This window comes from uncultured Gilliamella sp., assembly GCA_945271295.1.
GTDB lineage: Bacteria > Pseudomonadota > Gammaproteobacteria > Enterobacterales > Orbaceae > Gilliamella.
This window is the reverse complement of record CALYPG010000001.1, coordinates 70,364-94,546: the sequence shown is the minus strand read 5'-3', so window position 1 is coordinate 94,546 and position 24,183 is coordinate 70,364. Positions and strand designations below refer to the sequence as shown.

The 24,183-nt window shown below is 34.3% G+C and carries 24 protein-coding genes; 15 read left to right on the top strand and 9 right to left on the bottom strand.

What is annotated here, in order from left to right; all coding sequences use genetic code 11:
• The first annotated feature begins 170 nt into the window (after positions 1-170).
• Positions 171-1,370: an MFS transporter gene (locus tag Q0K76_RS00495; protein ID WP_294609596.1), complete on the top strand. Its 1,200-nt coding sequence runs from the start codon at positions 171-173 to the stop codon at positions 1,368-1,370.
• 62 nt (positions 1,371-1,432) lie between these two features.
• On the opposite strand, the gene surE is transcribed toward Q0K76_RS00495, so the two are convergent.
• Entirely contained in the window at positions 1,433-2,215 is a 783-nt protein-coding gene (surE, locus tag Q0K76_RS00490; protein WP_294609593.1) for a 5'/3'-nucleotidase SurE, read from the bottom strand.
• Between the two features lie 9 nt (positions 2,216-2,224).
• Positions 2,225-3,076: a neutral zinc metallopeptidase gene (locus Q0K76_RS00485; protein ID WP_294609590.1), complete on the bottom strand. Its 852-nt coding sequence runs from the start codon at positions 3,074-3,076 to the stop codon at positions 2,225-2,227.
• 532 nt (positions 3,077-3,608) lie between these two features.
• On the opposite strand from Q0K76_RS00485, the gene proP reads away from it, so the two are divergent.
• Positions 3,609-5,114: a glycine betaine/L-proline transporter ProP gene (proP, locus tag Q0K76_RS00480; protein ID WP_294609588.1), complete on the top strand. Its 1,506-nt coding sequence runs from the start codon at positions 3,609-3,611 to the stop codon at positions 5,112-5,114.
• A 151-nt stretch (positions 5,115-5,265) separates the two neighbouring features.
• On the opposite strand, the gene pgm is transcribed toward proP, so the two are convergent.
• From pgm to Q0K76_RS00465, 3 genes are all read right to left on the bottom strand, one after another.
• Entirely contained in the window at positions 5,266-6,903 is a 1,638-nt protein-coding gene (gene pgm / locus Q0K76_RS00475) for a phosphoglucomutase (alpha-D-glucose-1,6-bisphosphate-dependent) (RefSeq protein ID WP_294609584.1), read from the bottom strand.
• Between the two features lie 64 nt (positions 6,904-6,967).
• Positions 6,968-7,492 (bottom strand): hypothetical protein, encoded by a 525-nt coding sequence (locus Q0K76_RS00470; RefSeq protein WP_294609581.1) that lies wholly within the window; start codon positions 7,490-7,492, stop codon positions 6,968-6,970.
• A gap of 21 nt (positions 7,493-7,513) precedes the next feature.
• A complete protein-coding gene (locus Q0K76_RS00465) occupies positions 7,514-7,711 on the bottom strand; it encodes a hypothetical protein (protein WP_294609578.1) in 198 nt (65 codons plus the stop codon).
• 173 nt (positions 7,712-7,884) lie between these two features.
• Between Q0K76_RS00465 and Q0K76_RS00460 the strand changes: the two genes are divergently transcribed.
• Together Q0K76_RS00460 and gloA are read left to right on the top strand one after the other, a co-directional pair.
• On the top strand, positions 7,885-8,382 hold the full coding sequence (locus Q0K76_RS00460; protein WP_294609575.1) for a glycine zipper 2TM domain-containing protein: 498 nt from the start codon (positions 7,885-7,887) through the stop codon (positions 8,380-8,382).
• A gap of 242 nt (positions 8,383-8,624) precedes the next feature.
• Positions 8,625-9,032 carry a lactoylglutathione lyase gene (gloA, locus tag Q0K76_RS00455; RefSeq protein WP_294609572.1) on the top strand — a complete coding sequence of 136 codons (408 nt, stop codon included), beginning with the start codon at positions 8,625-8,627 and terminating at the stop codon, positions 9,030-9,032.
• 93 nt (positions 9,033-9,125) lie between these two features.
• Here the strand turns inward: gloA and gmk are convergent, their stop codons facing one another.
• The 3 genes from gmk to dapD form a co-directional block, all read right to left on the bottom strand.
• Positions 9,126-9,752: a guanylate kinase gene (gmk, locus tag Q0K76_RS00450; RefSeq protein ID WP_294609569.1), complete on the bottom strand. Its 627-nt coding sequence runs from the start codon at positions 9,750-9,752 to the stop codon at positions 9,126-9,128.
• Between the two features lie 388 nt (positions 9,753-10,140).
• Positions 10,141-10,632, bottom strand: coding sequence for a YajQ family cyclic di-GMP-binding protein (locus Q0K76_RS00445; RefSeq protein WP_294609566.1), 492 nt, complete (start codon positions 10,630-10,632; stop codon positions 10,141-10,143).
• 106 nt (positions 10,633-10,738) lie between these two features.
• A complete protein-coding gene (gene dapD / locus Q0K76_RS00440) occupies positions 10,739-11,563 on the bottom strand; it encodes a 2,3,4,5-tetrahydropyridine-2,6-dicarboxylate N-succinyltransferase (protein WP_294609563.1) in 825 nt (274 codons plus the stop codon).
• 223 nt (positions 11,564-11,786) lie between these two features.
• On the opposite strand from dapD, the gene Q0K76_RS00435 reads away from it, so the two are divergent.
• Genes Q0K76_RS00435 through Q0K76_RS00420 form a run of 4 tightly spaced genes read left to right on the top strand, consistent with a single transcriptional unit; the run spans position 11,787 to position 13,557 of the window.
• Positions 11,787-12,263, top strand: coding sequence for a hypothetical protein (locus Q0K76_RS00435; RefSeq protein ID WP_294609560.1), 477 nt, complete (start codon positions 11,787-11,789; stop codon positions 12,261-12,263).
• Positions 12,257-12,820, top strand: coding sequence for a prepilin peptidase-dependent protein (locus Q0K76_RS00430; RefSeq protein WP_294609557.1), 564 nt, complete (start codon positions 12,257-12,259; stop codon positions 12,818-12,820). The genes Q0K76_RS00435 and Q0K76_RS00430 overlap by 7 nt, the downstream gene beginning before the upstream one ends.
• Entirely contained in the window at positions 12,804-13,241 is a 438-nt protein-coding gene (locus tag Q0K76_RS00425) for a DUF2509 family protein (protein ID WP_294609555.1), read from the top strand. The genes Q0K76_RS00430 and Q0K76_RS00425 overlap by 17 nt, the downstream gene beginning before the upstream one ends.
• The gene (locus Q0K76_RS00420) at positions 13,234-13,557 is read left to right on the top strand and encodes a prepilin-type N-terminal cleavage/methylation domain-containing protein (protein ID WP_294609552.1); all 324 of its coding nucleotides are present in this window, start codon (positions 13,234-13,236) and stop codon (positions 13,555-13,557) included. The genes Q0K76_RS00425 and Q0K76_RS00420 overlap by 8 nt, the downstream gene beginning before the upstream one ends.
• An 86-nt stretch (positions 13,558-13,643) precedes the next feature.
• Here the strand turns inward: Q0K76_RS00420 and Q0K76_RS00415 are convergent, their stop codons facing one another.
• A complete protein-coding gene (locus Q0K76_RS00415) occupies positions 13,644-14,399 on the bottom strand; it encodes an alpha/beta fold hydrolase (RefSeq protein ID WP_294609549.1) in 756 nt (251 codons plus the stop codon).
• A 138-nt stretch (positions 14,400-14,537) separates the two neighbouring features.
• On the opposite strand from Q0K76_RS00415, the gene Q0K76_RS00410 reads away from it, so the two are divergent.
• The 7 genes from Q0K76_RS00410 (at position 14,538) to rmuC (ending at position 24,088) form a co-directional block, all read left to right on the top strand.
• The gene (locus Q0K76_RS00410; protein WP_294609546.1) at positions 14,538-16,484 is read left to right on the top strand and encodes an exoribonuclease II; all 1,947 of its coding nucleotides are present in this window, start codon (positions 14,538-14,540) and stop codon (positions 16,482-16,484) included.
• Positions 16,485-16,668: 184 nt separating this feature from the next.
• Positions 16,669-16,911: a YecH family metal-binding protein gene (locus Q0K76_RS00405; RefSeq protein ID WP_294609543.1), complete on the top strand. Its 243-nt coding sequence runs from the start codon at positions 16,669-16,671 to the stop codon at positions 16,909-16,911.
• A gap of 166 nt (positions 16,912-17,077) precedes the next feature.
• On the top strand, positions 17,078-17,743 hold the full coding sequence (locus tag Q0K76_RS00400) for a hypothetical protein (RefSeq protein ID WP_294609540.1): 666 nt from the start codon (positions 17,078-17,080) through the stop codon (positions 17,741-17,743).
• Positions 17,744-17,779: 36 nt separating this feature from the next.
• Positions 17,780-19,324, top strand: a complete 1,545-nt coding sequence (locus Q0K76_RS00395) for a glucan biosynthesis protein G (RefSeq protein ID WP_363322355.1) — start codon at positions 17,780-17,782, stop codon at positions 19,322-19,324.
• A gap of 21 nt (positions 19,325-19,345) precedes the next feature.
• On the top strand, positions 19,346-21,703 hold the full coding sequence (gene mdoH, locus Q0K76_RS00390) for a glucans biosynthesis glucosyltransferase MdoH (RefSeq protein WP_294609535.1): 2,358 nt from the start codon (positions 19,346-19,348) through the stop codon (positions 21,701-21,703).
• A gap of 64 nt (positions 21,704-21,767) precedes the next feature.
• The gene (gene epmA / locus Q0K76_RS00385; RefSeq protein WP_294609533.1) at positions 21,768-22,742 is read left to right on the top strand and encodes an elongation factor P--(R)-beta-lysine ligase; all 975 of its coding nucleotides are present in this window, start codon (positions 21,768-21,770) and stop codon (positions 22,740-22,742) included.
• A gap of 2 nt (positions 22,743-22,744) precedes the next feature.
• Entirely contained in the window at positions 22,745-24,088 is a 1,344-nt protein-coding gene (gene rmuC / locus Q0K76_RS00380; RefSeq protein ID WP_294609530.1) for a DNA recombination protein RmuC, read from the top strand.
• Positions 24,089-24,183 lie beyond the last annotated feature (95 nt).

Sequence of the window (24,183 nt, the reverse complement as noted above, 5' to 3'; positions counted from 1 at the left end):
GATTGTACTCTTAATTGCATAATATGAAATCATTTTTTATAGATTTATTTAAGGTTGTTAATTTAGATCACTCGTCACAATAAGATTGGTTCGGTATTGTTGTTATTTTTTTAGATCGACATAGATTTTGAGTATATAATCATGTCGACACTAAACGATTGAGGAACTATATGTCTAATACTCCTTCTTTCCGCCAACAGAAAAGCGTTATTTTTATCGCCTTTCTGTTTACTACTTTTATTATTGGCATAGCAGGAGCTTTGCAATCACCAACATTAAGTCGTTTTTTATCCTTTGAAGTCAAAGTCGACCCCATATTAGTCGGCGTTTTTTACTCAGTTAATGCGGTCGCTAGTATTATTGGTAGTTTTTTGCTCGCTAAATATTCTGACCAACAAGGTGATCGGCGTAATATAGTTATATTCTGTTGTTTAATGGGGATTGCCAATAGTATTATATTTGCTTTTTCTCGCCACTATGTCGTTTTAATTACACTTGGTGTGTTATTTGCGGCGCTCTCATCGGCAGCCATGCCACAAATTTTTGCACTAGCCCGTGAATATGCGGTTAAAACGGGTCGGAATGTCGTTGCATTTAATTCGTTAATTCGCGCTCAACTTTCTCTTGCTTGGGTGATTGGACCGCCGTTATCTTTTGCTCTAGCGATTAATTATGGCTTCACTACTATGTATTTAACGGCAATGTCGATGTTTTTGGTCGCCATAATTTTTGTTGCTATTTTTTTGCCATCGGTTGAAAAAAATCCAACATCATCTTTAGATTCAGCCAATTTAGCCGCGGCGAATCAACCTATTTTCAAAAATAAAAATGTTGTTTTTTTATTTCTATCTACCATATTTATGTGGACGGCAAACATGATGTATTTGATTGATATGCCACTTTATGTCGATTCCGTATTACATCTTTCTAGTTCATTGCCTGGTGAGTTGATGGGTTTAGCCGCAGGGATAGAAATTCCGGTCATGTTAGTTGCTGGTTATTTAGTCCCTTATTTAGGTAAACGAAATCTATTTTTTATCGCCATTATTTGTGGTGTACTTTTTTACTTAGGGATAATTTTATGCCCTAGTAAACTGATATTATATATTTTACAGGTATTTAATGCGCTATTTATAGGGATTGTGGCTAATATTGGTATTATCTATTTTCAGGATTTATTACCAACCAGAATGGGAGTCGCTTCAACATTATTTAATAATGGTATAACCTGCAGTATTATACTAGCAGGTATGCTTCAAGGCTTTATTTCCGATAAATATGGTCATGAGGTTATTTATTGGATAGCGTTAGCCATGGTTTCAATCTCATTATTATTTTGTGCGTTAGTTAAAGATAGTAAGAAAAATTAAATAATCAATAAAATAATAAGTCAAAACCGTCTCCACACTCATTGGAAGACGGAAATATTATTTTAATTGCTATCAAACTTTTGTTGTAATGTTTGGTAAAGTGGATAATGAGTTCTTTCATAGCCAATTGGCGTGATAGCGATATAATTGCTATTAGTCGCATCAAGTTCTTTATTTTCATCAAATATTTGTTGATTACGTTTAGCTCTAAACCAGAAATAGTCATTCCCTTCAGGATCTTTGGTTGGTGTGATCTTAAAGTTACTCACATCTGCGTCACCTTGTTTAGTGATTTTTGTTCCTTTCACTTGTTTGGCATCACAAGCAGGAAAATTAATATTATAGATGATATTTTTAGGGGTCGATAATGAAAGTAATTTTCGGATGATTGATTCAGCATGATGAATGCTCGAATCCCAATTAGTTGGCAGATTATCTTCAGAAGATAGTTGACTCAGTGCCATGGCAGGTACACCTAAAGTCATTGCCATAATTGCTCCCCCGACGGTACCTGATAAAATTGTTTCAAATCCAACATTCGAACCATTATTAATGCCAGAGAGTACTAAATCGGGTAGTTTATCTAACATTAAATATTTAAGTGCAAATAGTGAACAATCCGCTGGCGTGCCATAAACGGCATATTCTTGTTCTGAACGTTTAGCTACACGAAAGGGAGATTTTAAACTCACCGAACAAGAAACACCGCTTTGATCAACCACAGGGGCTACAACCCAAACTTCATGGGCAATATTCCTAGCAATATTTTTTAACAGTATTATTCCAGGCGCATCAATGCCATCATCATTGACTAACAAAATGCGATTTACTAATTTTTCAGACATATAATTTCCTTATTCAGCAAAAGTATTGCATTGACTAATTGAGCCACTATCAAATCCACGTTTAAACCAAGTATAACGCTGTTTTGAAGTGCCATGGGTAAAACTATCAGGAACTACATAACCATTATTTTGATATTGTAAGCGATCATCACCAATCGCTTCGGCTGTTTTTAATGCTTGCTCAATATCACCTACATCAAGAATGCCTTGTTTTTGCACAGCATTGCCCCACATACCAGCATAACAATCGGCTTGTAATTCTAATTTAACTGATAATTGATTATTGGTTAGCTCAGATTGGTTTTGTTTTAATTGTTCTACCATTTTAAAGGTACCGAGCAGATTTTGGACATGATGACCAATTTCATGGGCAATGACATAACCTTGTGCAAAATCACCGCCACCACCAAGTTGTTGTTTCATTTCATAATAAAATGAAAGATCAAGATAAACTGTTTGATCAATATTACAATAAAATGGCCCCATAAACGTTTTACCCGTACCACAGGATGTTTGGGTTGAACCGGTATAAAGTACTAATTTAGGGGCTAGGTAGTGTTTACCTAAGTGTTGTAAAAATTCTTGGTGCCAATAATCTTCAGTGCTAGCTAACATGACTGAAGTAAATTTGGCAGCATCGGGATCTTCTTGCGACGATGTTTGCGCTATATTATCATTACCTATTAAATTGGGATCCAGTAAACCAGTTAAATCAACACCATAATAGCCAGCCACTAAAACAACAAGAAATAAAGCAATTTTACCCTTACCACCAAGTGGAATTCTTGTACCTATCTCACTTCCTGATTGTGAACGACGATCTTCAATATTATCACTCTCTCTTTGGTCTCTCCAACGCATGGGAATTACCTCATCAGTCTAAGTTAAGGTATTTTAAAGTATAATAAATCAGGATTCTAGTTTAAATTATAGCCAACAAATAGTTTAATTAACATTATGATTATTAGAGAAATACTTAAAAAAAAGATTAAATTGCTAGCTAAATTATAGATGAATAAAATTAGCATAGTTAATTGGTCTTATTGCTGGTGTTGTTTTAATTAATATCGAAATCTTATTTTTTAAGGGGTAACAATTTTATTAAATTACTTTCTTCATCCATTTGCTAAATTTTACAAACAAAGGTTATATTGCTAAAATCAACAAGTATCTTTCAAAAATAGTTTTGTTGCTGTCTTATCATTTACCGTCAGTGACAATATAAATGTTTTTAATACCTCCAAATTTTAATCTTTACCAGTTTAGATCCACCATAAAACAAGTAACCCGTTATATTTTTGTATCAGATAACTAATAACTTTTAGTGATAGTAATAACATCATTTCGTTGCATTTTTGCTTTCTTTTATTGATAGGAAAATAGGTACTATTTTATGAAAAAAATTCGTCAATCTAGAAATAAACCATTAAATATTAACGACATTACGATAATTGATGATAGTAAATTGAAAAAAGCTATTACCGCGGCAGCGCTTGGCAATGCAATGGAGTGGTTTGATTTTGGTGTTTATGGTTTTCTTGCTTATATATTAGGACAAGTTTTTTTCTCGGAGGCAGCGCCTAGTGTTCAAATGGTTGAAGCTTTAGCAACGTTTTCTGTACCATTCCTTATTCGTCCATTGGGTGGCGTGGTTTTTGGTATCTTGGGCGATAAATTTGGTCGCCAAAAAGTGCTTTCTATTACTATTATCATCATGTCGTTAAGTACTTTCTGCATAGGTTTAATTCCGTCATATGCATCAATTGGTATTATTGCGCCAATTTTATTATTACTGGCTAAATTAGCTCAAGGTTTCTCCATCGGTGGGGAGTATTCTGGTGCAGCAATCTTTGTAGCTGAATATTCTCCAGACCGCAAACGAGGCTTTATGGGAAGCTGGCTTGATTTTGGCTCTATTGCTGGTTTCTTAATTGGCGCAGGTTTGGTGGTACTGTTATCAACCTTACTTGGTGAACAAGCTTTTCATGCTTGGGGTTGGCGTATTCCTTTCTTTTTTGCTTTACCATTAGGTTTAATTGGTCTTTATTTGCGTCATGCATTAGAGGAAACCCCAGCATTCCAACAACAAAGTGACTTAAAAGATAAAAATGAAAGTGAAAATATAACTAATTCATCAACCATCACCATCAAGCAGATTATAACTCAATATTGGCGAAGTTTTTTGGTTTGTGTCGGATTAGTTATTGTCACCAATGTTACTTATTACATGTTACTCACCTACCTGCCAAGTTATTTATCCCATAATTTAAATTACAACCCGGACCATGGTGTATTAATTATTATTGCCATCATGATTGGTATGCTATTTGTACAACCAATGATTGGATTAATTAGTGATAAAATTGGACGTAAGCCTTTTATCATTGGTGGGAGTGTCGGCTTATTGATGCTTGCATATCCGGCGTTTGTAATGATAAATAGTGATATTATTGCATTTATCTTCTTGGGGTTACTGATCCTTGCGGTGTTACTTAACTGTTTAACTGGTGTAATGGCTTCTATTTTACCGGCGATCTTCCCTGTTAGTATCCGCTATAGTGCGCTTGCTATTGCATTTAATATTTCAGTATTAATTGCAGGCGCAACACCAACAGTTGCCGCTTGGTTAGTTGAAGCAAGTAACGATTTATATATGCCGGCTTATTATTTGATGGTTGTGGCTCTAATCGGCTTAGTCACAGGGTTAAAAATGAATGAAACCGCCAATAAACCACTACAAGGCGCTACACCAGCAGCATCTGATCGCACTGAAGCGAAAGAAATTCTATCTGAACATTTTGATTCAATAGAACAGAAAGTAGAAGATATTGAACAACAGATCGAAACATTACAAGAACAACGCCAAGAACTAGTAGATCAACATCCTAAATTAGATTAAATAGGTAGCAATGATGTAAAAAAGTTTCAGGTATACTATATGTTTTAGTATAAAAATTGCTTTTTGGTACCAAATGCTCATCAAACTTGCATTCTATTAGAAAGCAAGTTGATGAGTAATTAGTGTCTGTCAGATTACATTGTTATTGGTTTTATTTAATTGCCTTAGCTACAATTTGTTGTGCTTCTTGTTGCAAAGTTGATAAATGCTGGTTACTAATGAAGCTTTCAGCATAAATTTTGTATGCATCTTCTGTTCCTGATGGGCGAGCGGCAAACCAACCATTTTCAGTGATCACTTTTAATCCACCAATTGGCGCATTATTGGCAGGAGCAGTGGTAAGACATTGAGTGATTTTTTCACCAGCTAGTCTATCGGTTGTTAATTGGCTGGCGTCAAGTTTTGATAATTTTTGTTTTTCGGCGAAAGATGCAGCGGCTTGTATTCTTCCATAATAGGAAACACCAAATTGTTGTTCCAGCTTTTGATATTGTTCTTGTGGATTTTTGTTTAATTTGGCAGTCATTTCGGCTGCCAATAAACAAGAAATAATCCCATCTTTGTCTGTCGCCCAAACTTTACCATCGATTCTTAAAAATGAAGCCCCTGCACTTTCTTCCCCAGCAAAACCTAATTTACCGTTATACAGTCCATCGGCATACCATTTAAAACCTACCGGATACTCTAAAAAGGTTCTATTTAAACTATTAGCAACACGATCTATCATTGAACTGGTAACTAAGGTTTTACCTATAGCAACATCTTTATGCCATTGAGGGCGATGTTGAAATAGGTAATTAACACAAGTTGAAAGATAGGCATTTGGATTCATCAGTCCTTTAGGCGTAACAATACCGTGACGGTCAAAATCGGTGTCGTTGCCGAATGCTAAATCAAATTTATCTTTTAATTTTAATAATCCAGCCATTGCACAGTGGCTGGAACAATCCATTCTAATTACTTCGTCGTGATCTAAGTGCATAAAGCTAAAAGTTGGATCAACCTTATTATTAACAATCTCAAGTTTAATTCCATATTTTTCGGCAATACGATTCCAATAGGTGACCCCCGCACCGCCTAAGGGATCGACACCAATTTTAAGTGAAGAAGATTGTATAAGTGCAAGATCTATAATATTCACAAGGTCGTTGACATAATCAGTTTCAAATTCTCGGCTATGAATATAATCAGATTTAATGGCTTTTTCTAAGGTAACTCGTTTAACTCCATTTAACTGATTTTTTAATAATTCATTGGCTCTTGCTTCAATTTGCTTAGTTATATCTGTATCAGCAGGGCCACCATTAGTCGGGTTATATTTAATTCCACCATCTTCAGGCGGATTATGTGATGGCGTAATTACAATGCCGTCGGCAAGTTGAGTTTGTTTACCATCATTATAGGTTAAAATTGCATGTGAAATAACAGGCGTTGGTGTATAGCCCCAATCACGTGCCATAATGACGGTTTGTTCATTGGCAACAAAAACTTCAAGCACAGTTTTAAGGGCTAACTCAGACAATGCATGAGTGTCTTGCCCAATAAAACAAGGTCCGGTAATATTGTTCATTATACGATATTCAGCTATTGCTTGCGCTACAGCTAAAATATGTGATTCATTAAAAGTCCCTTTATTGGAACTACCACGGTGACCTGAAGTACCAAAAATGACTAATTGGCTAGCATTTTCAGTATCAGGTTTAATTTGGTAATAATTATTTTGTAAAGTTTCAACATTGATAAGATCAAAAGGTTCAGCGAGTAATCCTGCCCGGCTATAGTTCCCCATTTGTTACTCCTCTTTCATAGTATGTCGTTTTTATGCTAAAGCAATTGTCATTGATTATTTTGAATTAACTATTAGCTTTATTGGTTGGTGGTGAAAAAATATCAATGACTTGGTTAATAAGGCTTTCTGATAATCCCATATCACTCATAATTGATTCAAGAATATACACTTTTCGAGCTGTATTGGTATTACTAATCACCCAATAAGGAGTACCAATAATTTCTCTCGGTTTGGTGTTTTTGCCTGATATTTCTAACGATTGTTTATCTTTAGCTAAATATTGTCTTTTACTACCATGTAAAGAGGTTGCTGCAATAGAAAAATGCGTAGGGTTATAATTATAAAGTGTACCAAGTAATAATATGAAGCGATTGATAATCGATTTTTCGTTAGTAAATGTATCACTGGTTAATAAATCAGTGAATACAGAATAATGGTTTTCTGGTTGATTTTTTTTTCCAGGCTGGGAAAGTAAATGTAGGTTAATATTTAACAAGCGGCGTAAAATACTTGATGCATCTTCACCGATATGTCTTGTTTGCCCTGCGATGTATTGGTATAACTCTTCGTCGATTTCGATAGTTTTCATTAGATTATTATGCCTATTAAATTATTTTACCGGACAACCTTGTGCTAATTGGTCAAGATGATTTAATTTGCTAGTTGCTGCATTTTTTGAACAATTATTAGCGGGCTGTTCCGCGGGCTGTTCAATAAGTGTTATTTCTTTAGGTTGTTGCTCTTGCTTTACATCATGACACGCCGTTATCATAACTGATAAAATTAATTGAAAAAATAACCGTTTCATATATTTATTGTATACCAGATAAACTATTGAACTGAGTATAACTCAACTTAATTATAAATTGTATTATCTATTGATAAAATAATGAAAAAGAGATTGTTGTAATTATAAAAGAATATTATGCTAGCTGTTAGTATAAGGTAGCTTATACACAAATTTATATGAGGAATAAAATTATGAAAAAAATTGTCACATTAGCTATTTTGGTTGCGCTGCTTTCTGGATGTAGCAATAGTGATATATACTCAGGTGATGTTTATACTACCGATCAAGCAAAACAAGTGCAGCAAGTTAGTTATGGCACAGTTGTATCTGTGCGAGCAGTGAAAATTCAAGCTAATACTGCTAATGGTAAGAATGAAAATGTAGTAGGATCTCTTGGTGGAGCTGCCATTGGCGGTGTTTTGGGTAATACCGTTGGTAATGGCACAGGTAGAATTTTAGCAGTAGCTACAGGCGCAATTGGTGGCGCAATACTAGGTAGCGAAATTGAAGATAAAGCAAGTCAAGCAAGCGCAGTAGAACTCGAAATCAAACAAGAAAATGGCGGTAATATTGTAATTGTACAAAAAGGTTCAGCTAAACAGTTTTATGCTGGTCAACATGTACGCTTAGTCACGGATGGTAAACAAATTAGTGCATCGCCTCGTTATAACAACGATACAACGAATTAAATTATTGTAACTGCCTTTAACTATTAGTATGTTCGCTCACTTTCGCTTGTTATATTTGCAGGCGGAAGTATTATTAATTAATACTGCATCATATTAATTGCTTTCTTAAATTATTATAAATAGCCTTCCTTATTCCTATTCCTTGTTCATTTTACTGTATAAATTTAAAATGAAATTGCTCAAAGTAATGTTAAATTATAAACTTAGTAAATGTGTTAATTATTAAAAGGAATAATTATTAGATGCGTATATTACATACTATGATCCGCGTTGGTGATTTACAACGTTCTATTGATTTCTACACGCAAATAATGGGAATGCGAGTATTAAGAACCAGTGAAAATCCAGAATATGAATACTCATTGGTATTTCTTGGTTATAGCGATGAACAAACCGGTTCAGTAATTGAATTAACCTACAATTGGGGAACCGATAAATATGACCACGGTAATGCATTTGGTCATATTGCTATAGGTGTAGATAATGTTGCTAAAATGTGTAATGAAATTAAACAAGCTGGTGGCAAAGTGATTCGTGATGCCGGACCAGTAAAAGGTGGAACAACCATTATTGCTTTTGTTGAAGATCCGGATGGTTATAAGTTGGAATTAATTCAAAACGATCAAGCACATCAAGCATTAGGTCATTAAGTTTGATTTTTGCTTTTATATGATTATCGCTGGTATTACCAGCGATATGGTTACATGTGGTGAATGCTAAATTAAACAGTTAATAACTGTTAATCAATTAGGTGATAAAAGATCAGCAAATAATGGCTGATGAATCATTGCTTGTTTAGGTTGTTCTAAACTTGCCGCTGTAATAATCGAACTTAAAGCCTTTAACGATATATCAAAATCATCATTGATAATGATGTAGTCATATTCATTATAATGTGAAATTTCTGCTTTAGCTTTTTGCATTCTTTTTTGAATGACTGACTGGCTATCTTGTCCACGTTTTATTAGACGATTTTCAAGTTCTGGTAATGATGGCGGTAAAATAAAAATACTTTTGGCAAATGGCATTTTTTTTCTAACTTGTTGTGCACCTTGCCAGTCAATATCTAAAAATACATTAACGCCCTTTAACAAGCTCTGATCAATTTCTGCTATTGAAGTACCATAATAGTGATCAAATACTTGAGCATATTCAACAAAAGCTTGCTTATCAATTAACGACTCAAACTGTTTGCTGTTGACAAAATAATAATGCTCTCCATGTTGTTCACCGGGTCTTGGTTCTCGTGTAGTATGAGAAATCGAGACTTTGGCTGGATAAGAATTGTTTTGCTGTAAATAGGCTCTAATTAAGCTTGATTTTCCCGCTCCGCTAGGGGCAGAAATAATAAATAGGGTTCCTGTATACATAATTGTTTGTTACTCTTTATTTAATAAATTGGTTTAATATAGCAAACTGTTTGTTTTTACTAGTATAGCAAAATTTGCTAGTAGATTTGTGCCTTATCCAAATTATGTTTTATAACAGATCATTATTTAGCATTAAATTTTGTCTTAACTACAAAAATCAACTGCGAATCGTAACTTAAAATAATGGTGACAATAAAACAGCTTAACTATAAAACACATTATAAGGACTTTATTAACTCGATTCGCACTTAGATGTTGAATTCAGCTGTTATTTTATACTCAAACGTATAGTTAACCTGAAACATTTTTACAAAAAGATATTATTGGGAATTATTAGAAACATTACTTCGCCAGCCATTGCCAGCGAAGTAAAAAGCATGAAAGGGAACTAATCTCGAAAATTGGTAAACTGAAATGGCTGCCCTAACTCGGCATTTTTAACTAAGGCCATCGTTGCTTGTAAATCATCTCGAGATTTGCCAGTAACCCGCACTTGTTCACCTTGAACTTGAGCTTGTACTTTGATTTTACTGTCTTTTATCAATTTTACAATTTTCTTAGATAGTTCTTTATCAATCCCTTGTTTAAGCTTAACAGTAATACTATAGAGTTTACCACTGTGTTCTAATTCTTCAGGAATGTCTAAAGCTCCTCCGTCAATGCCTCGCTTAGCTAACTTTTCACGGAGAATATCTAATAATTGCTGCACTTGGAAATCGGATTGACTGGTTGCTTTAATGGTTTCATTTTTCTCATTTAATTCAAATGAAGCTTCAACATTTTTGAAATCCCAGCGAGTAGTTAATTCCCGCGTAGCATTGTCAACACCATTTTTCACTTCTGGCATTTGAATTTCTGACACAATATCAAAAGAAGGCATAATTTTTCCTCTTCTAATAGTTATAAAATATAACTAAATTTTGCAGAATAAATAAAAATTTCCGCCACATAATAACTGTGACGGCATTTATCTAGAAAATACCCTATTAATCAATAGTGCGTAATAATTCATTGATACCGACTTTACCTAATGTTTTGGCATCGACTTTTTTAACAATAACTGCACAATAAAGGCTATATTTACCATCTTTAGTTGGTAAATTACCCGAAACCACCACAGAACCAGCAGGAACGCGACCGTAATGCACTTCGCCCGTTGCGCGGTCATAAATTTTAGTACTTTGACCGATAAATACGCCCATAGAAATGACTGAGCCTTCTTCAACAATGACCCCTTCAACAATTTCACTGCGCGCACCAATGAAGCAGTTATCTTCGATAATAGTTGGATTTGCTTGTAACGGTTCTAATACCCCACCAATACCAACACCACCAGATAAATGCACATTTTTACCTATTTGCGCACACGAACCAACGGTTACCCAAGTATCAACCATGGTTCCTTCATCAACATAAGCACCAATATTAACATAAGATGGCATTAATACTGTATTGCGCGCAATATAAGCACCTTTACGAGCAATAGCAGAAGGCACTACACGGAAGCCTTCTTGTTGGAATCGTGCTTGATCATAGTCAGCAAATTTCAAAGGAACTTTGTCATAATAATTAGTGGCACCGCCATCAATTAGTTGGTTTTCATTAATACGGAATGAGAGCAATACCGCTTTTTTTAGCCATTGATGAGTGATCCAATCACCATTAATTTTTTCAGCAACACGCATTTTACCACTGTCTAATAAACCAATAGTTTGGTTAATAGCATCACGAGTTACTGCATCTACATTTGATGGCGTAATTTCAGCACGACGTTCAAATGCTGCTTCAATAATAGTTTGTAATTGTTGCATCTCAAGTTTCCTTCAACTTATATATCTGTTAACAAATAAAAATAAGTCAACAGTATAATATAATCTGTAACGCTTTTTAAGCGGTTTGTCATATTAGTAACAATATCTATAGCAAAAACAAAATAAATTTGAGATCCAGTTTCCAAGATAACCTAAAAAGCCATATTTTTTTCTGATGGTTAATTATATTCACAATCTGGTATTCCATTAAAAGGATAGCGTTGTGCAAAATGAAGGATTCTCAATATTAGAGGTATTGGTCGTTATATGTATCTGTACAATTTTAGCGGCTATTGGTATACAACATTGGAAGTCATTACAACTTCGTAATGAATTGATTACCACAACTCAACAGCTAGCTTATTTTTTAAATGAAGTGCAAGTTAAAGCTTATACACAAAATGATACTTATAATCTCTACTTATTCTTATCACCTTGGTGTTTAACGGTTACTCAAGCAGAACGCCCTATCAATTGCAATCAAGGAATATTGCAATTTAATAAGCCTAATAATTCAGTTGTTATTAGTGGTTTAACAGACAAAAAAACCATCTCTTTTTGGGGACGACGAAATATGGCTCAAACAACATCCTTTCAATTACAAAATGACATTGGCATCAGTAAAGTTTTTATATCATTCCGGGGGCGAATTCGCTCTTGTAGCCAAAATAATTATTTAGCTGGGTTACCACCATGCTAAAAGTATCAGGTTTTTCACTACTGGAAATGTTAATGAGTATTGCATTATCAAGTGTGGTTATTATCGGTTGCACTAGTTTTTATGCTCAATTACAAACCAATATCATGCAATATTATCAAAGGATCAACTTACAAAAAAATGTTGATAGCGCCATGATTGGGCTTATCAAAGATATCAAACGCGCTGGCTTTATCGCTAATGACCCAAGCAAGATAAAAATGAAAGCTCTGGAAATAAACCACCAACAAAATTGTATTATTATTCGTTATGATAGCGAAATTCGTCATGATTGGGTTTACAACCCTATTTATAAAAATAATTCTGATGTCTTTACCTACCGTTATCGGAAAAACAATCTTGAATACAAAACAGGCGCAGTTAATTGTCAAGGAGCTAACTGGGAAAAACTATTCGATCCAACCGAATTTAAAGTCACTCGCTTTGTAATAAAGCAAAGAACCAATAGTATCGAAATATTATTAGCTGCAGAATTATTAAATAATAAAAAAATCAATTATCAGGTGACTAAAATAATCAAAAATGAAAATTTATTCTGATGCGAACAATTTAGCATTTTCGGGATTTAGTGCCATCGTCATGGTCTTCGTCTTAATGACGGTGGGATTAATATTATTAACAGGATTTAATTTATTAATTAATTCATGGCAAAAAACGGTAATTATGGAAATTGATTATTATAAGAGATTTAATCATGCTAGTTCCTCATTAACTTGGGGGATTTACCAAAAATGGGCGACACCAACTACTAGTTGGCAATGCTTAACACAATCAACTTATCAACTAAAGGCATGCATAAAAAAATCAGCTTTAACCATTGATAATTATGTTTTAGTGCGTGGCGAAGCAAATCATGTTTTTCTGTTCACTTTAGCCCATTATGAAAATAATCAATTAGTGGTTGAAAAAGGCCATTGGCTTGATTATTGTCCGGAAAAAAAGAGTAGTGATTGTGAATAAACCAAGTATTAATGGATTTAGTATGATTGAAGTAATGATAGCAATACTGCTTTTTTCAATAATTCTGCTCGGTTTTATTAACTATCAACAACGGCTATTGCATAAACACCGCTACTGGTTAAGTACCCGACAGGCAAATCAAATAGCATTCCAACTACTTGAAAGCTATCCACAAATTACCGAGCACCGCCTACCAGCAGAGTGGTCATATAATATCAACAGCCTATCAATCAACAGCCACTGTAAAATGGTATTTGTTAGTATTACCCTACAACAGCAGAAGAAAATTCAACAACAACGATTATTTTGTGACTAATTGTTAAAAACATTGTTCCAAGCACCATTGTGCATCAACCAATATTATTCAGTCATAGCAATTTAATGATGTTGGCAACTAAAAAATCAACTTTGATGACATAACCAATGTTGTAGAATTTGTAAAACTTGTGCTGTTTTTTCTGCATGAACATTATGCCCTGCGCCGATAACTGTTTCTATTTTGGCATTAGGAAATTGCAAATAAATCTCATCATAGTCTTTTGCCGTTATATAATTAGAATTGCCACCTTTTATAAATAAGGTAGGTTTTAACCAGGGCGAAATCATCTGCCAATCACACAGATGCTGATATTGTTTAACAATAACATCAACATTAAATAACCACTGGCCATTTTTAAAAGATTTGAGTAAAAACTGAATCGTTGCATCAGTTAACTCATTATTTTTCATGATACTTATGATCTGTTTTTTATCAGTTATACTTTGTGAAACAACTTGTGTTAAAGCGTTTAATACCAAGGCATTAGTCGCAATTGGATATTGAATAGGTGCGATATCAATGGCGACAATTTGCTGGATAATATCGGGAATTATTTGTGTTAATTGTAACGCAACCTTCCCACCCATTGAATGACCTATCAAAATTACATCCTGTAAACCTAAATTGTGGCAAAGTTGCGCTATATCTTCAGCCATTACCTGATAATTCATTACATCAGACCAGGGAGAAAATCCATGATTACGCATATCAACTTGAACAATTTGATAATTTGATAACAGATTTTTGGCTAACATGTTCAAATTATCTAAACTGCCAAAAACACCATGCATAAAAATGATAGCAGGCCCATTACCTTGTAATTTATAGTTCAACTTCATCAAATCACACCATTAGTTTCAAAATTACAATACATTATATGCATATTTTGTAAACTTATCTGCCTTTAATTCAATAACCACATGGTGGATAACTGTGGTAAAATCCACAACAAATTTTATAAAATGATATTAGGTTTCATGTTTCAAAATAATCCCCTACTGGCACAATTAAAACAAGAACTTCATGAACAAACTCCTCGGGTTGAAGGCGTGATTCGCGCTCACGAAAAAGGGTTTGGTTTTTTGGATGTTGATAATAAAACTAGCTACTTTATTCCAATTGCCAAAATGAAAACGGTTTGTAATGGTGATAAAGTCTCAGGCACCATTATCAATAATAATGACAAAGAGTCATTCGAACCTGAGCTTTTAATTGAAAGTGCTCTACAAAAATTCATCGGTAAAATAGGTTTCCTGGAGCGTGCCATGGTAATCTATCCTGAAAATATGCCTGCTAATTTTTGCATACGCTGTAAAGCTAATAAGCAAGTGTCTGAAAAATTGAAAGAAGGTGATTGGGTTGTTGCAACCCTTGTTTCCCATCCTTTGGAAGAAGATAAAAATAGTTTTTTTGCCGAAATTAGTTATTTTATTACAGATAGTACTTCACCTTATCAATTATGGCTAAAAACACTAGCCCGATATGATTTAGAACAACAGGCACCACCGGCTGAAACATTGGAGATAGATGAGAGTGAAATGGAAAATCGGGAAGATTTAACGCATGTTAATTTCTTTACCATAGATAGTGAAGATACCGATGATATGGATGATGCCATCGCATTATCCCAAGATGAGCAAGGTCACTATCAACTAATGGTAGCCATTGCCGATCCAACTGCTTATGTGTTACCAGATAGTCAACTTGATAACATAGCTAAAGTCCGCAATTTTACCACTTATTTACCGGATTTTAATATTCCCATGTTACCTGAAGCGTTAGCCAATAAGTTGTGTTCGTTACAAGCTTTTCAAAAACGTCCAGCCATGGTATGTAAAATTAAACTTGAGCCAACCGGTGATATTATTTTTGATGACATCGCTTTTATTCCAGCATGGATTGAATCCAAAGCGAAGCTTTCTTACCACAATGTGTCTGACTTTTTAGAAAATAGTAGTGAATTATTATCCGACAACGCTACCTTACCAGAACAACTTGGTCTTTTATCAAATTTAGAAAAAATAAGAACAAACTGGCGGCTAACACATGCTTTAGTGTTTAAAGATAACACTGATTATCGTTTTGTTCTTGATGAAAATCGCCAAGTAAAATCGATTATTAAACAATCACGCCGCATTGCTCATCGAATAGTTGAAGAAGTAATGGTCATCGCCAATCAAGCCTTAACTTGGCACTTAAAAAATAACATTGGTTTTGGTATTTTTAATATTCATTCCGGATTTGATCCTAAATATATTGAACAAATTTTAAAAATCTTAAATGATAATGGCATAACGGGTTTTGATAAAGATGCATTGTTATCTTTTGATGGGTATATGAGACTACGACGCCAAATTGATAATAATGCTTTTTTAGCTGCGCGTTTACGTAAATTTCAAAGTCCAGCTGATTTTTCGACTGTTCCAAAGCCACATTTTGGTCTTGGGTTTGAGGCCTATGCAACATGGACTTCCCCAATTCGTAAATATGGTGACATGGTTAATCATCGCTTAATTAAGGCCTACATTCGCTCACAACAGTTAATAGCGCCAGATCAAGAGCAGCTTAAAATGATGAATGAAAGGCGTAAGATATTGCGTTATGCTGAACGTGACATAGCCAATAATCTCTATGCGCAATATCTGGCTGATAAAATTGGGGAAAGTTATACTGCAGAAATTATTGACATCAATCGAGGGGGAGCGCGCATACGCTTAACGGATATTGGCGCGTTTGCTTTTATGCCCCTCTCCATGATACATGAGGTTAGAGAAGAGATTAGTTCAATCCCGGATGAAGGTGTTATAACAATTAAAGATGATATTTGCTACAAACTTGCTGATACAATTCCAATTTTAATTCAACAAGTTAAACCTGAAAATCAATCAATTATTGCCAAATTACTAACCAACATAAAAGAGTAAAACCTATCTAATAGATCATGATTTTTGATAGCCTGACTTACCGTTGATATGAATCAGCGGTAAGTCTTGTTAATTAACAATATTTTAACGTTTAATATCTTTTTTTTCTTACTAATATCTGCTATCTTTCTTCACAATTTAAAGTTATTATCAGCAACAATGAAGTATTATTTAAGGAGGAGTTATGGTATCAATTCATGGTCATGAAGTACTACATATGATGAATGGGAATAACTATACCGAATCCTCATTACTTAAAGCTATTGAACAAAAATTTGGTAAAGATGCTAAATTTCATACTTGTTCTCAGACTGATATGAATGCCAAACAACTTATAGCCTTCTTAAAAGCAAAAGGGAAATTTAAACCATCGATTGCTAATACAACGGAATTTACAGTTGACAATAACACAATATGTCATCACTGATCTCTGAGATATTACTGTATATTAACTCGCTTTTTACAAATTTAATTTAAACGCCTAGTGTTTTTAAAAGAATATGAGTATATAATTTTGCGTTGCAACAATGTTAAGTAATAGCGTTGTTTTTCAAGAAATTACAACTCAAGAATATGTTCATGGAATTTTATATATGAAAATTAGCAATATCTTAACATGCGCCATTGTTTCTATTCTTGTCGCAGGTTGTGCTAACAGATCTATTTCGTCGGCAACAAAAGACGAACAAACTGTAGCAAAAAATCAATTAATGATTTTAAAACAACAGACTGAACATAATAATCCTTTTGTTATTGAGGCTAAAAATCAACTGCTTCAATTTATTGGTAGTGATAATTTTGATAACTATATTACTAAGCAAGGTATATTAGCTTGTAAAGGTAACGAAAACCAAACCTCATGTGTTTTAAGTTTCTATCTTCAAGAATATTATAAATTAAAATATAATGTGCAAATAAAAAAAGTCATTGAAGAAAATCAAATAGAACGCAATATTGAATTAAGCAAATTGCAGGCTAGCGAAACTAACCTCAACAACTATTGCCGACTTTCTGCTGATTTTATTGCGGCAATTTACACCAAAGATTCAACTAAAATTTCCAAATATTACCAACCCTTATTTAGAATGTCTGAACAAAATATGTCAACCTTGTATGCAAAGATTGCTAAGGATAACTATTCACACTTTTTGATTGATGAAAATCCAAGCATTATCCAAGAGATAAAAGCAGACTATGTTGAAAAATGTTTAATTGAACCCAAAAATAATATTATCAACTATTTAAACATATTCAGATAATACTAATGCGAGTTTTTTATGTATAAAATATTACCTATGAGCCACTTAAGTAAAAATATTACTTGTAAATTGCTTAGTGCATGCTCTATTGCATGCATTAGCTTCTCTTCATGGGCTTTTTCATTTAATGACGTGGTTTCACAAGCTGAACACTTATCTAAACAAGCTTATGTGCAACCTTCTAAAAACATTCCTAATGAATTAGCATCTTTACAGTTTGCTGATTATCAAAAGATATTATTCAACCACCCGAAAGCCTATTGGGGGGATCAAAAAAGTCGTTTTAAACTTGAATTTTATCATGAAGGTATGTACTTTGATACCCCTGTTAAAATCAATGAAATAGTTGACAATCAAGTCCATGAAATTAAATATGATCCTAGTTATTTTGATTTAAGCAAAATCAATTTAGATAAATTAGACACCAAAAAACTCGGATTTGCTGGATTTAAAGTGCATTACCCTATTAATACGCCAACAAAAACCGATGACGAAATTTTTACTGCTTTGGGTGGCAGCTACTTTCGTGCTGTTGGTAAAGATCAAAGATATGGCCTTTCTGCACGAGGATTAGCAATTGATACCGGTGAAATGTCGGGTGAAGAATTTCCACGTTTCAAAGAGTTTTGGATCGAAAAGCCTGAGCCTAATCAAAAACACTTAGTTATTTATGCTTTACTTGATTCACCAAGTGTCTCAGGAGCTTACAAACTGACCTTAGTACCTAGTGTTGATACAACTATTACTGTCCAAGCTAAAGTGTTTTTCCGTAATTCTGTCAAAAAACTAGGGATTGCGCCATTGACCAGCATGTTCTTATTTGGTCCAAACCAACCTTCACCAATATTAAACTATCGTCCAGCAATGCATGATTCAAATGGTTTATCCATCTTGGCTAATAATAATGAATGGATCTGGCGGCCATTGAATAATCCTAAACGTTTATCATTTTCGTCATATAGCCTTGAAAATCCTAAATCATTTGGCTTGATTCAACGGGATAAAGGCTTTGATGATTATCAAGATCTGGACGATCACTATGAACAACGACCAAGTGTTTGGACCGAAATTTTAGGTAATTGGCAAAAAGGTCATGTCGAATTAGTTGAAATCCCTACAGCGGATGAAACTAATGATAACATTGTTGCTTTTTGGGTACCCAAAAAACAATATAAAGCTAAGGACTCGATTGATATTAATTATCGTTTACATTATACCTTAAATGAGCAACAACGTTATCCTGATAATGTGGCTAGGGCTATAAGTACGCGTTTATCTTTAGGTGATATAAAACAAGCCAACTTAATACGTAAACTTGATGGTTCTAATGCTTATGTAATTGATTTTGCTGGTCCTCAACTTTCTGAACAAATACCGGTAAAAGTGATCTCAAGCATAAATAATGGCTCTATTGTTAGCTGCGATGCCCAATACAATTCGGCTATAAAAGGCTGGCGAGTTATTGTTCGCTTCAATGTTGAAGATAATAAAAAAGCCACCGATATCCGCATCCAATTAGCCTCAGAAAAAACTAATGAAGTTTTATCTGAAACATGGAGCGGGCAATACCCTGCACAATAAGCATAATAATACGTTAACAATATGAAAAAAGATTATTTTGCAAACCTTTCTGATGCTAATAACTGGCGTCAGAAAGCAAATAATAATGAAGACACATCTGATAAGATTGAGTTCTTAAAATATCGCTTAAATCAAATTGGTGATACATCCGCATTTAATAATGAACGGCAGCAACTACCTAGCTACCCGAAAATTGATCGCGTGGCGATTCAACCACAACTATGGAATAAACGTTACAGAGCAAAATCAAAAGTTAATATTAATTTGATTGCCATCATTCGTCGTTTGATTATGTTGACTTTCATTGTAATACAAACATACTTTGCAACATTTTATTTATCCTCTCTGTTACCTTATCAAAGTTGGCAAAAAATCAATTTTATGAGTAATTGGCAGTTAAATCCTGAATTAGCCATTTATAGTATTATTCCTTATATTATTCAATGGATTATCATTGGATTGTTTGCTATTTTATTTTTCTGGATTTCAATCGGTTTTTGGACTAGCATCATGGGCTTAGTCTTAGCAATTATGGGCAAAGATCGTTTTACCATTCCCATTCCTAAAAATCCTGCTGACCATATTAATCCCAACCATAGAACAGCCCTAGTGATGCCAATTTGTAACGAAGATGTCGCTCGGGTTTTTGCTGGCATACAAGCAACTTATCAATCTTTAATCGCTACAGGACATGGTACCTATTGTGATTTTTATATTTTGAGCGACACCAACGATCCTGATCTTTATATTAATGAACTTAAAGCTTGGGCAGATTTTAACGCACATAAAACGGACAATGGTTGTAATATTTTTTACCGACACCGTAAGCGTCGTGTAAAACGTAAAAGTGGTAATATTGATGATTTTTGTCGTCGCTGGGGTCATCAATATGAATATATGATGATTCTAGATGCCGATAGTATCATGACAGGTGATTGTATTGTAAATATGATTGCTATGATGGAAATGACGCCTAAAGCAGGAATTTTACAATCGCCACCAAAATCCGTGAGAATGAAAACGCTTTATGGTCGTATTCAACAATTTGCTAACCAAATATACAGTGATATTTTTTGTGCCGGCACCCATTTTTGGCAATTAAATGAGGCTCAATATTGGGGGCATAATGCAATGATTCGCTTAAAACCTTTTATTGAACATTGTATTTTATCGCCACTACAACAACGTAAAGGGCCATTGCATATTTTGTCCCATGACCTAGTTGAGGCCTCCTTAATGCGACGCGCTGGTTATGGTGTTTGGATTGCTTATAATATGAATGGTAGTTATGAAGAGTTGCCAGGTAACATGATTGAGGATCTTAAGCGTGATAACCGCTGGTGTATGGGTAATTTAATTAATCTTAAACTCATATTCAAAAGTGGCATTACCTTCACTCACCGTGTTATGTTTGCTACCAGCGGCATGGCCTATATTTCATCATTACTATGGCTAGTTTTTTTGATTTTTTCTACCCTTTTGTTATTAGTTTTTAATCTATCTGATCAACAATATTTTTTCCAGCCCAATCAATTTTATCCCACTTGGCCTAGATGGGATGAAAATTTGGCCATCCAATTGCTATCTACCACAATGGTATTGTTATTTGCGCCAAAATTGTTTAGCTACGGCATTATTATTGCCAAAACCAGAGCTAAGTACGTTGGTGGTATTTTTAAATTAACGTTATCAATTTTGATCGAAATAATCTGGTCCATGATTTTAGCACCGATCCGAATGATTTTTCATAGTAAGTTTGTCTTAAAAGCTTGGTTTGGAAGCAAAATCCAATGGAAATCGCCATCAAGAAATGATGACGTATTAACTTGGGGCGAATCTTTCTATTTTTGTTGGCCATTATCTTTATTAGGTATTGTGTGGTTATGGGTCATTATTTGGTTAAATCCGCAGTTCACCTTTTGGTATATTGCGATACTCGTACCGTTAACCATTTCTCCATTAGTTATAAGAGTATCCGGCCTTTCAAGTATTGGTATGAAAGCGCAACAAGCAGGTTTATTTTTAACGCCTGATGAGACTCATCCAGCTAAAGCTGTTACCTTAACAGGTGAATTATTAGTCAGCACTGAAGCTGATATTATTGAACATGGTTTTATTATGGCATTAGTTGATCCGGTTTATAATGCGCTAGCATGTGCCTTATCTACTTCAAGGCATTTACCCAATGATAAAAATCAGCAACAGCGCGCTAATCTTATTAAGCAATATCAACAAGTTGATTTAACTAAAATCAGCAAAGAACAACAATTAGCCATTTTAGAAGATCCAATTGTTCTTTCTGCATTACATCACCATATTTGGCAGGAACAAGAAAAATACGACAATTTGTTCACATTATGGCAAAATGAACATCAATAATTAGAAATAGGGTAAAAGCCCTATTTCTCTTCTTCGTTAATAATCAAAATCCATGGATATTTTTATGACTTGGCAACCTTCTGCACCTATCAATAATTTACTTAAGCGCGCAAAAATTGTATCTCAAGTAAGACAATTTTTTGCTGACCGCTGTATATTAGAAGTCGAAACGCCGACCTTAAGTCAATATGCTGTTACTGACTTACATTTAAGCTCATTTCATACCGCTTTTTTTAAACCAGGTCAAATCGATGAGCAACAAGGGCAAAGAATGTCACTAGTAACTAGCCCTGAATACCATATGAAACGCTTACTAGCAGCGGGTAGCGGTCCTATTTATCAAATTTGTAAGTGTTTCCGTAATCACGAAGAAGTTAGTCGTTACCACAACCCTGAATTTACCATGCTTGAATGGTACCGAATTCAATTTGATATGATGCAAATGATTAACGAAGTTGATGATCTTTTACAAAATATTTTAGATTGTGAACCCGCTGAACGAATTTCCTATCAAAAAGCATTTCAGCGTCATCTTAATATTGATCCACTTGAAGCAGATCAAGCAACTTTAGTCAATGCTATCAATCAACTCAATATTGGATTAAATGCCCAAGATTATGATAAAGATACCCTATTACAGTGTTTATTTACTTTTGGCGTAGAACCGCATATTGGGCAAGATAAACCCATCGCTGTTTTTAACTTTCCCGCTTCACAAGCAGCATTAGCCGCCATTAGTTCTGAAGATCACCGTGTTGCCAGCCGTTTTGAGTTTTATTACAAGGGCGTTGAATTAGCTAATGGTTTCAAAGAGTTAACTAATCCTCAAGAACAAAAATTACGTTTTGAACAAAATAATCAAGCGCGTGCCGCTCAAAACCTACCTACGCAACATATTGATATTGAGTTATTAGCTGCGATGGAAGCCGGATTACCTGATTGTGCTGGTGTTGCAGTTGGCTTAGACCGGTTAATCATGTTAGCACTTGAGGCAATGTCTTTAGAAGATGTAATTTCATTCACTTTTGATAGGGCGTAGTCATGTTTGGTTGGTTAGATTCAACTCAATGGATTGTAATTGCTATTGGTTTAGTATCTCTAATTTTAGTCATTTTGCTAGTCAAATCCCAGTTAACTATTAATAACATGAAACAATTATGTGATGTGCAACTTGACCAAAAAAAACAAGAAAATCTTATATTAGCTAATAAGGTGCAACAATTAGAAAATGAATTGAATGAATATAGGCATCAAAATATCACCCAGAATATTAAAATCAGTGAACTCAAAACCCGTTTGGAAGAAACATTATCTGCCACGCATGAACGGCAAACCATACTTGAACAAAGTGAACAAAGATTAACAACGCAGTTTGAAAACCTAGCTAACCGAATTTTTGAACAAAGTGGTAAAAAAATTGAGCAACAAAATAAACAGAGCCTTGATTATTTACTCTCACCACTTAAAATTCAGTTGGAAGGTTTTAAAAAGCAAGTTCAAGATAGCTTTGGACAAGAGGCAAAAGAGCGTCATACCCTTACTCACGAAATCCGTAATTTGCAACAACTTAATGAGCAAATGACCAAAGAGGCTACTAATCTTACCAATGCCCTTAAAGGTAATAACAAAACACAAGGGAATTGGGGCGAGTTTATCCTCAGCCAAATTCTAGATAATTCGGGATTACGAGTCGGTTACGAATATGAAACTCAAGTTAGTTTAACTAATGAAAATAATCAACGCTTGCAACCTGATGTCATTGTTCATTTACCACAAGGTGGAGATGTAGTAATAGACTCAAAGGTTACATTAGTTGCTTATGAGCGGCATTTTAATAGCAATGACGAAACCGTCAAAGCTAAAGCGATGGCTGAACATTTATCTGCTGTGCGAAATCATTTAAAACAGCTTAGTCAAAAAGATTATCATAAACTGATCGGCGTCAATTCTTTAGATTACATCTTAATGTTTATTCCTATAGAGCCCGCTTTTTTATGTGCTATTGATCAAGATCCGGCTTTGATTAATGATGCACTTAAAAATAATATTATGTTAGTCAGCCCAACTACGCTGCTAGTTGCGTTACGTACCATCCATAATTTATGGCGCTATGAATACCAAAATCGTAATGCTGAATTGATTGCTGACAAGGCGAGTAAATTATATGATAAAGTACGTGGTTTTGTGGAAGATATGGAAAATTTAGGTAATTGTTTGGACAAAGCGCAACAAACTTATCAAAGTTCTCTTAATAAGCTATCAAAAGGTCGAGGTAATGTAATTGGGCAAATTGAACGCTTTCGTGAACTGGGTATAGAGGTAAAAAAACCAATTAATCCTGATATGGCATTGTTATCTCTAGATGAATTAGAGGATAATAGCTAAAATTAGCTAATTTAACTTCAATTATAATTTAATAGCAATTTAACGCTTTTTGTAAAGATGTTTCAGGTCTGGAGTATGTTTCAATATAAAACATG

Excerpts from the sequence above, each read along its gene's own strand:
- Q0K76_RS00495 (WP_294609596.1), top strand. The coding sequence starts at position 171 with ATGTCTAATACTCCTTCTTTCCGCCAACAGAAAAGCGTTATTTTTATC.
- surE (WP_294609593.1), bottom strand. The coding sequence starts at position 2,215 with ATGTCTGAAAAATTAGTAAATCGCATTTTGTTAGTCAATGATGATGGC.
- Q0K76_RS00485 (WP_294609590.1), bottom strand. The coding sequence starts at position 3,076 with ATGCGTTGGAGAGACCAAAGAGAGAGTGATAATATTGAAGATCGTCGT.
- proP (WP_294609588.1), top strand. The coding sequence starts at position 3,609 with ATGAAAAAAATTCGTCAATCTAGAAATAAACCATTAAATATTAACGAC.
- pgm (WP_294609584.1), bottom strand. The coding sequence starts at position 6,903 with ATGGGGAACTATAGCCGGGCAGGATTACTCGCTGAACCTTTTGATCTT.
- Q0K76_RS00470 (WP_294609581.1), bottom strand. The coding sequence starts at position 7,492 with ATGAAAACTATCGAAATCGACGAAGAGTTATACCAATACATCGCAGGG.
- Q0K76_RS00465 (WP_294609578.1), bottom strand. The coding sequence starts at position 7,711 with ATGAAACGGTTATTTTTTCAATTAATTTTATCAGTTATGATAACGGCG.
- Q0K76_RS00460 (WP_294609575.1), top strand. The coding sequence starts at position 7,885 with ATGAAAAAAATTGTCACATTAGCTATTTTGGTTGCGCTGCTTTCTGGA.
- gloA (WP_294609572.1), top strand. The coding sequence starts at position 8,625 with ATGCGTATATTACATACTATGATCCGCGTTGGTGATTTACAACGTTCT.
- gmk (WP_294609569.1), bottom strand. The coding sequence starts at position 9,752 with ATGTATACAGGAACCCTATTTATTATTTCTGCCCCTAGCGGAGCGGGA.
- Q0K76_RS00445 (WP_294609566.1), bottom strand. The coding sequence starts at position 10,632 with ATGCCTTCTTTTGATATTGTGTCAGAAATTCAAATGCCAGAAGTGAAA.
- dapD (WP_294609563.1), bottom strand. The coding sequence starts at position 11,563 with ATGCAACAATTACAAACTATTATTGAAGCAGCATTTGAACGTCGTGCT.
- Q0K76_RS00430 (WP_294609557.1), top strand. The coding sequence starts at position 12,257 with ATGCTAAAAGTATCAGGTTTTTCACTACTGGAAATGTTAATGAGTATT.
- Q0K76_RS00425 (WP_294609555.1), top strand. The coding sequence starts at position 12,804 with ATGAAAATTTATTCTGATGCGAACAATTTAGCATTTTCGGGATTTAGT.
- Q0K76_RS00415 (WP_294609549.1), bottom strand. The coding sequence starts at position 14,399 with ATGAAGTTGAACTATAAATTACAAGGTAATGGGCCTGCTATCATTTTT.
- Q0K76_RS00410 (WP_294609546.1), top strand. The coding sequence starts at position 14,538 with ATGTTTCAAAATAATCCCCTACTGGCACAATTAAAACAAGAACTTCAT.
- Q0K76_RS00405 (WP_294609543.1), top strand. The coding sequence starts at position 16,669 with ATGGTATCAATTCATGGTCATGAAGTACTACATATGATGAATGGGAAT.
- Q0K76_RS00400 (WP_294609540.1), top strand. The coding sequence starts at position 17,078 with ATGAAAATTAGCAATATCTTAACATGCGCCATTGTTTCTATTCTTGTC.
- Q0K76_RS00395 (WP_363322355.1), top strand. The coding sequence starts at position 17,780 with ATGAGCCACTTAAGTAAAAATATTACTTGTAAATTGCTTAGTGCATGC.
- mdoH (WP_294609535.1), top strand. The coding sequence starts at position 19,346 with ATGAAAAAAGATTATTTTGCAAACCTTTCTGATGCTAATAACTGGCGT.
- epmA (WP_294609533.1), top strand. The coding sequence starts at position 21,768 with ATGACTTGGCAACCTTCTGCACCTATCAATAATTTACTTAAGCGCGCA.
- rmuC (WP_294609530.1), top strand. The coding sequence starts at position 22,745 with ATGTTTGGTTGGTTAGATTCAACTCAATGGATTGTAATTGCTATTGGT.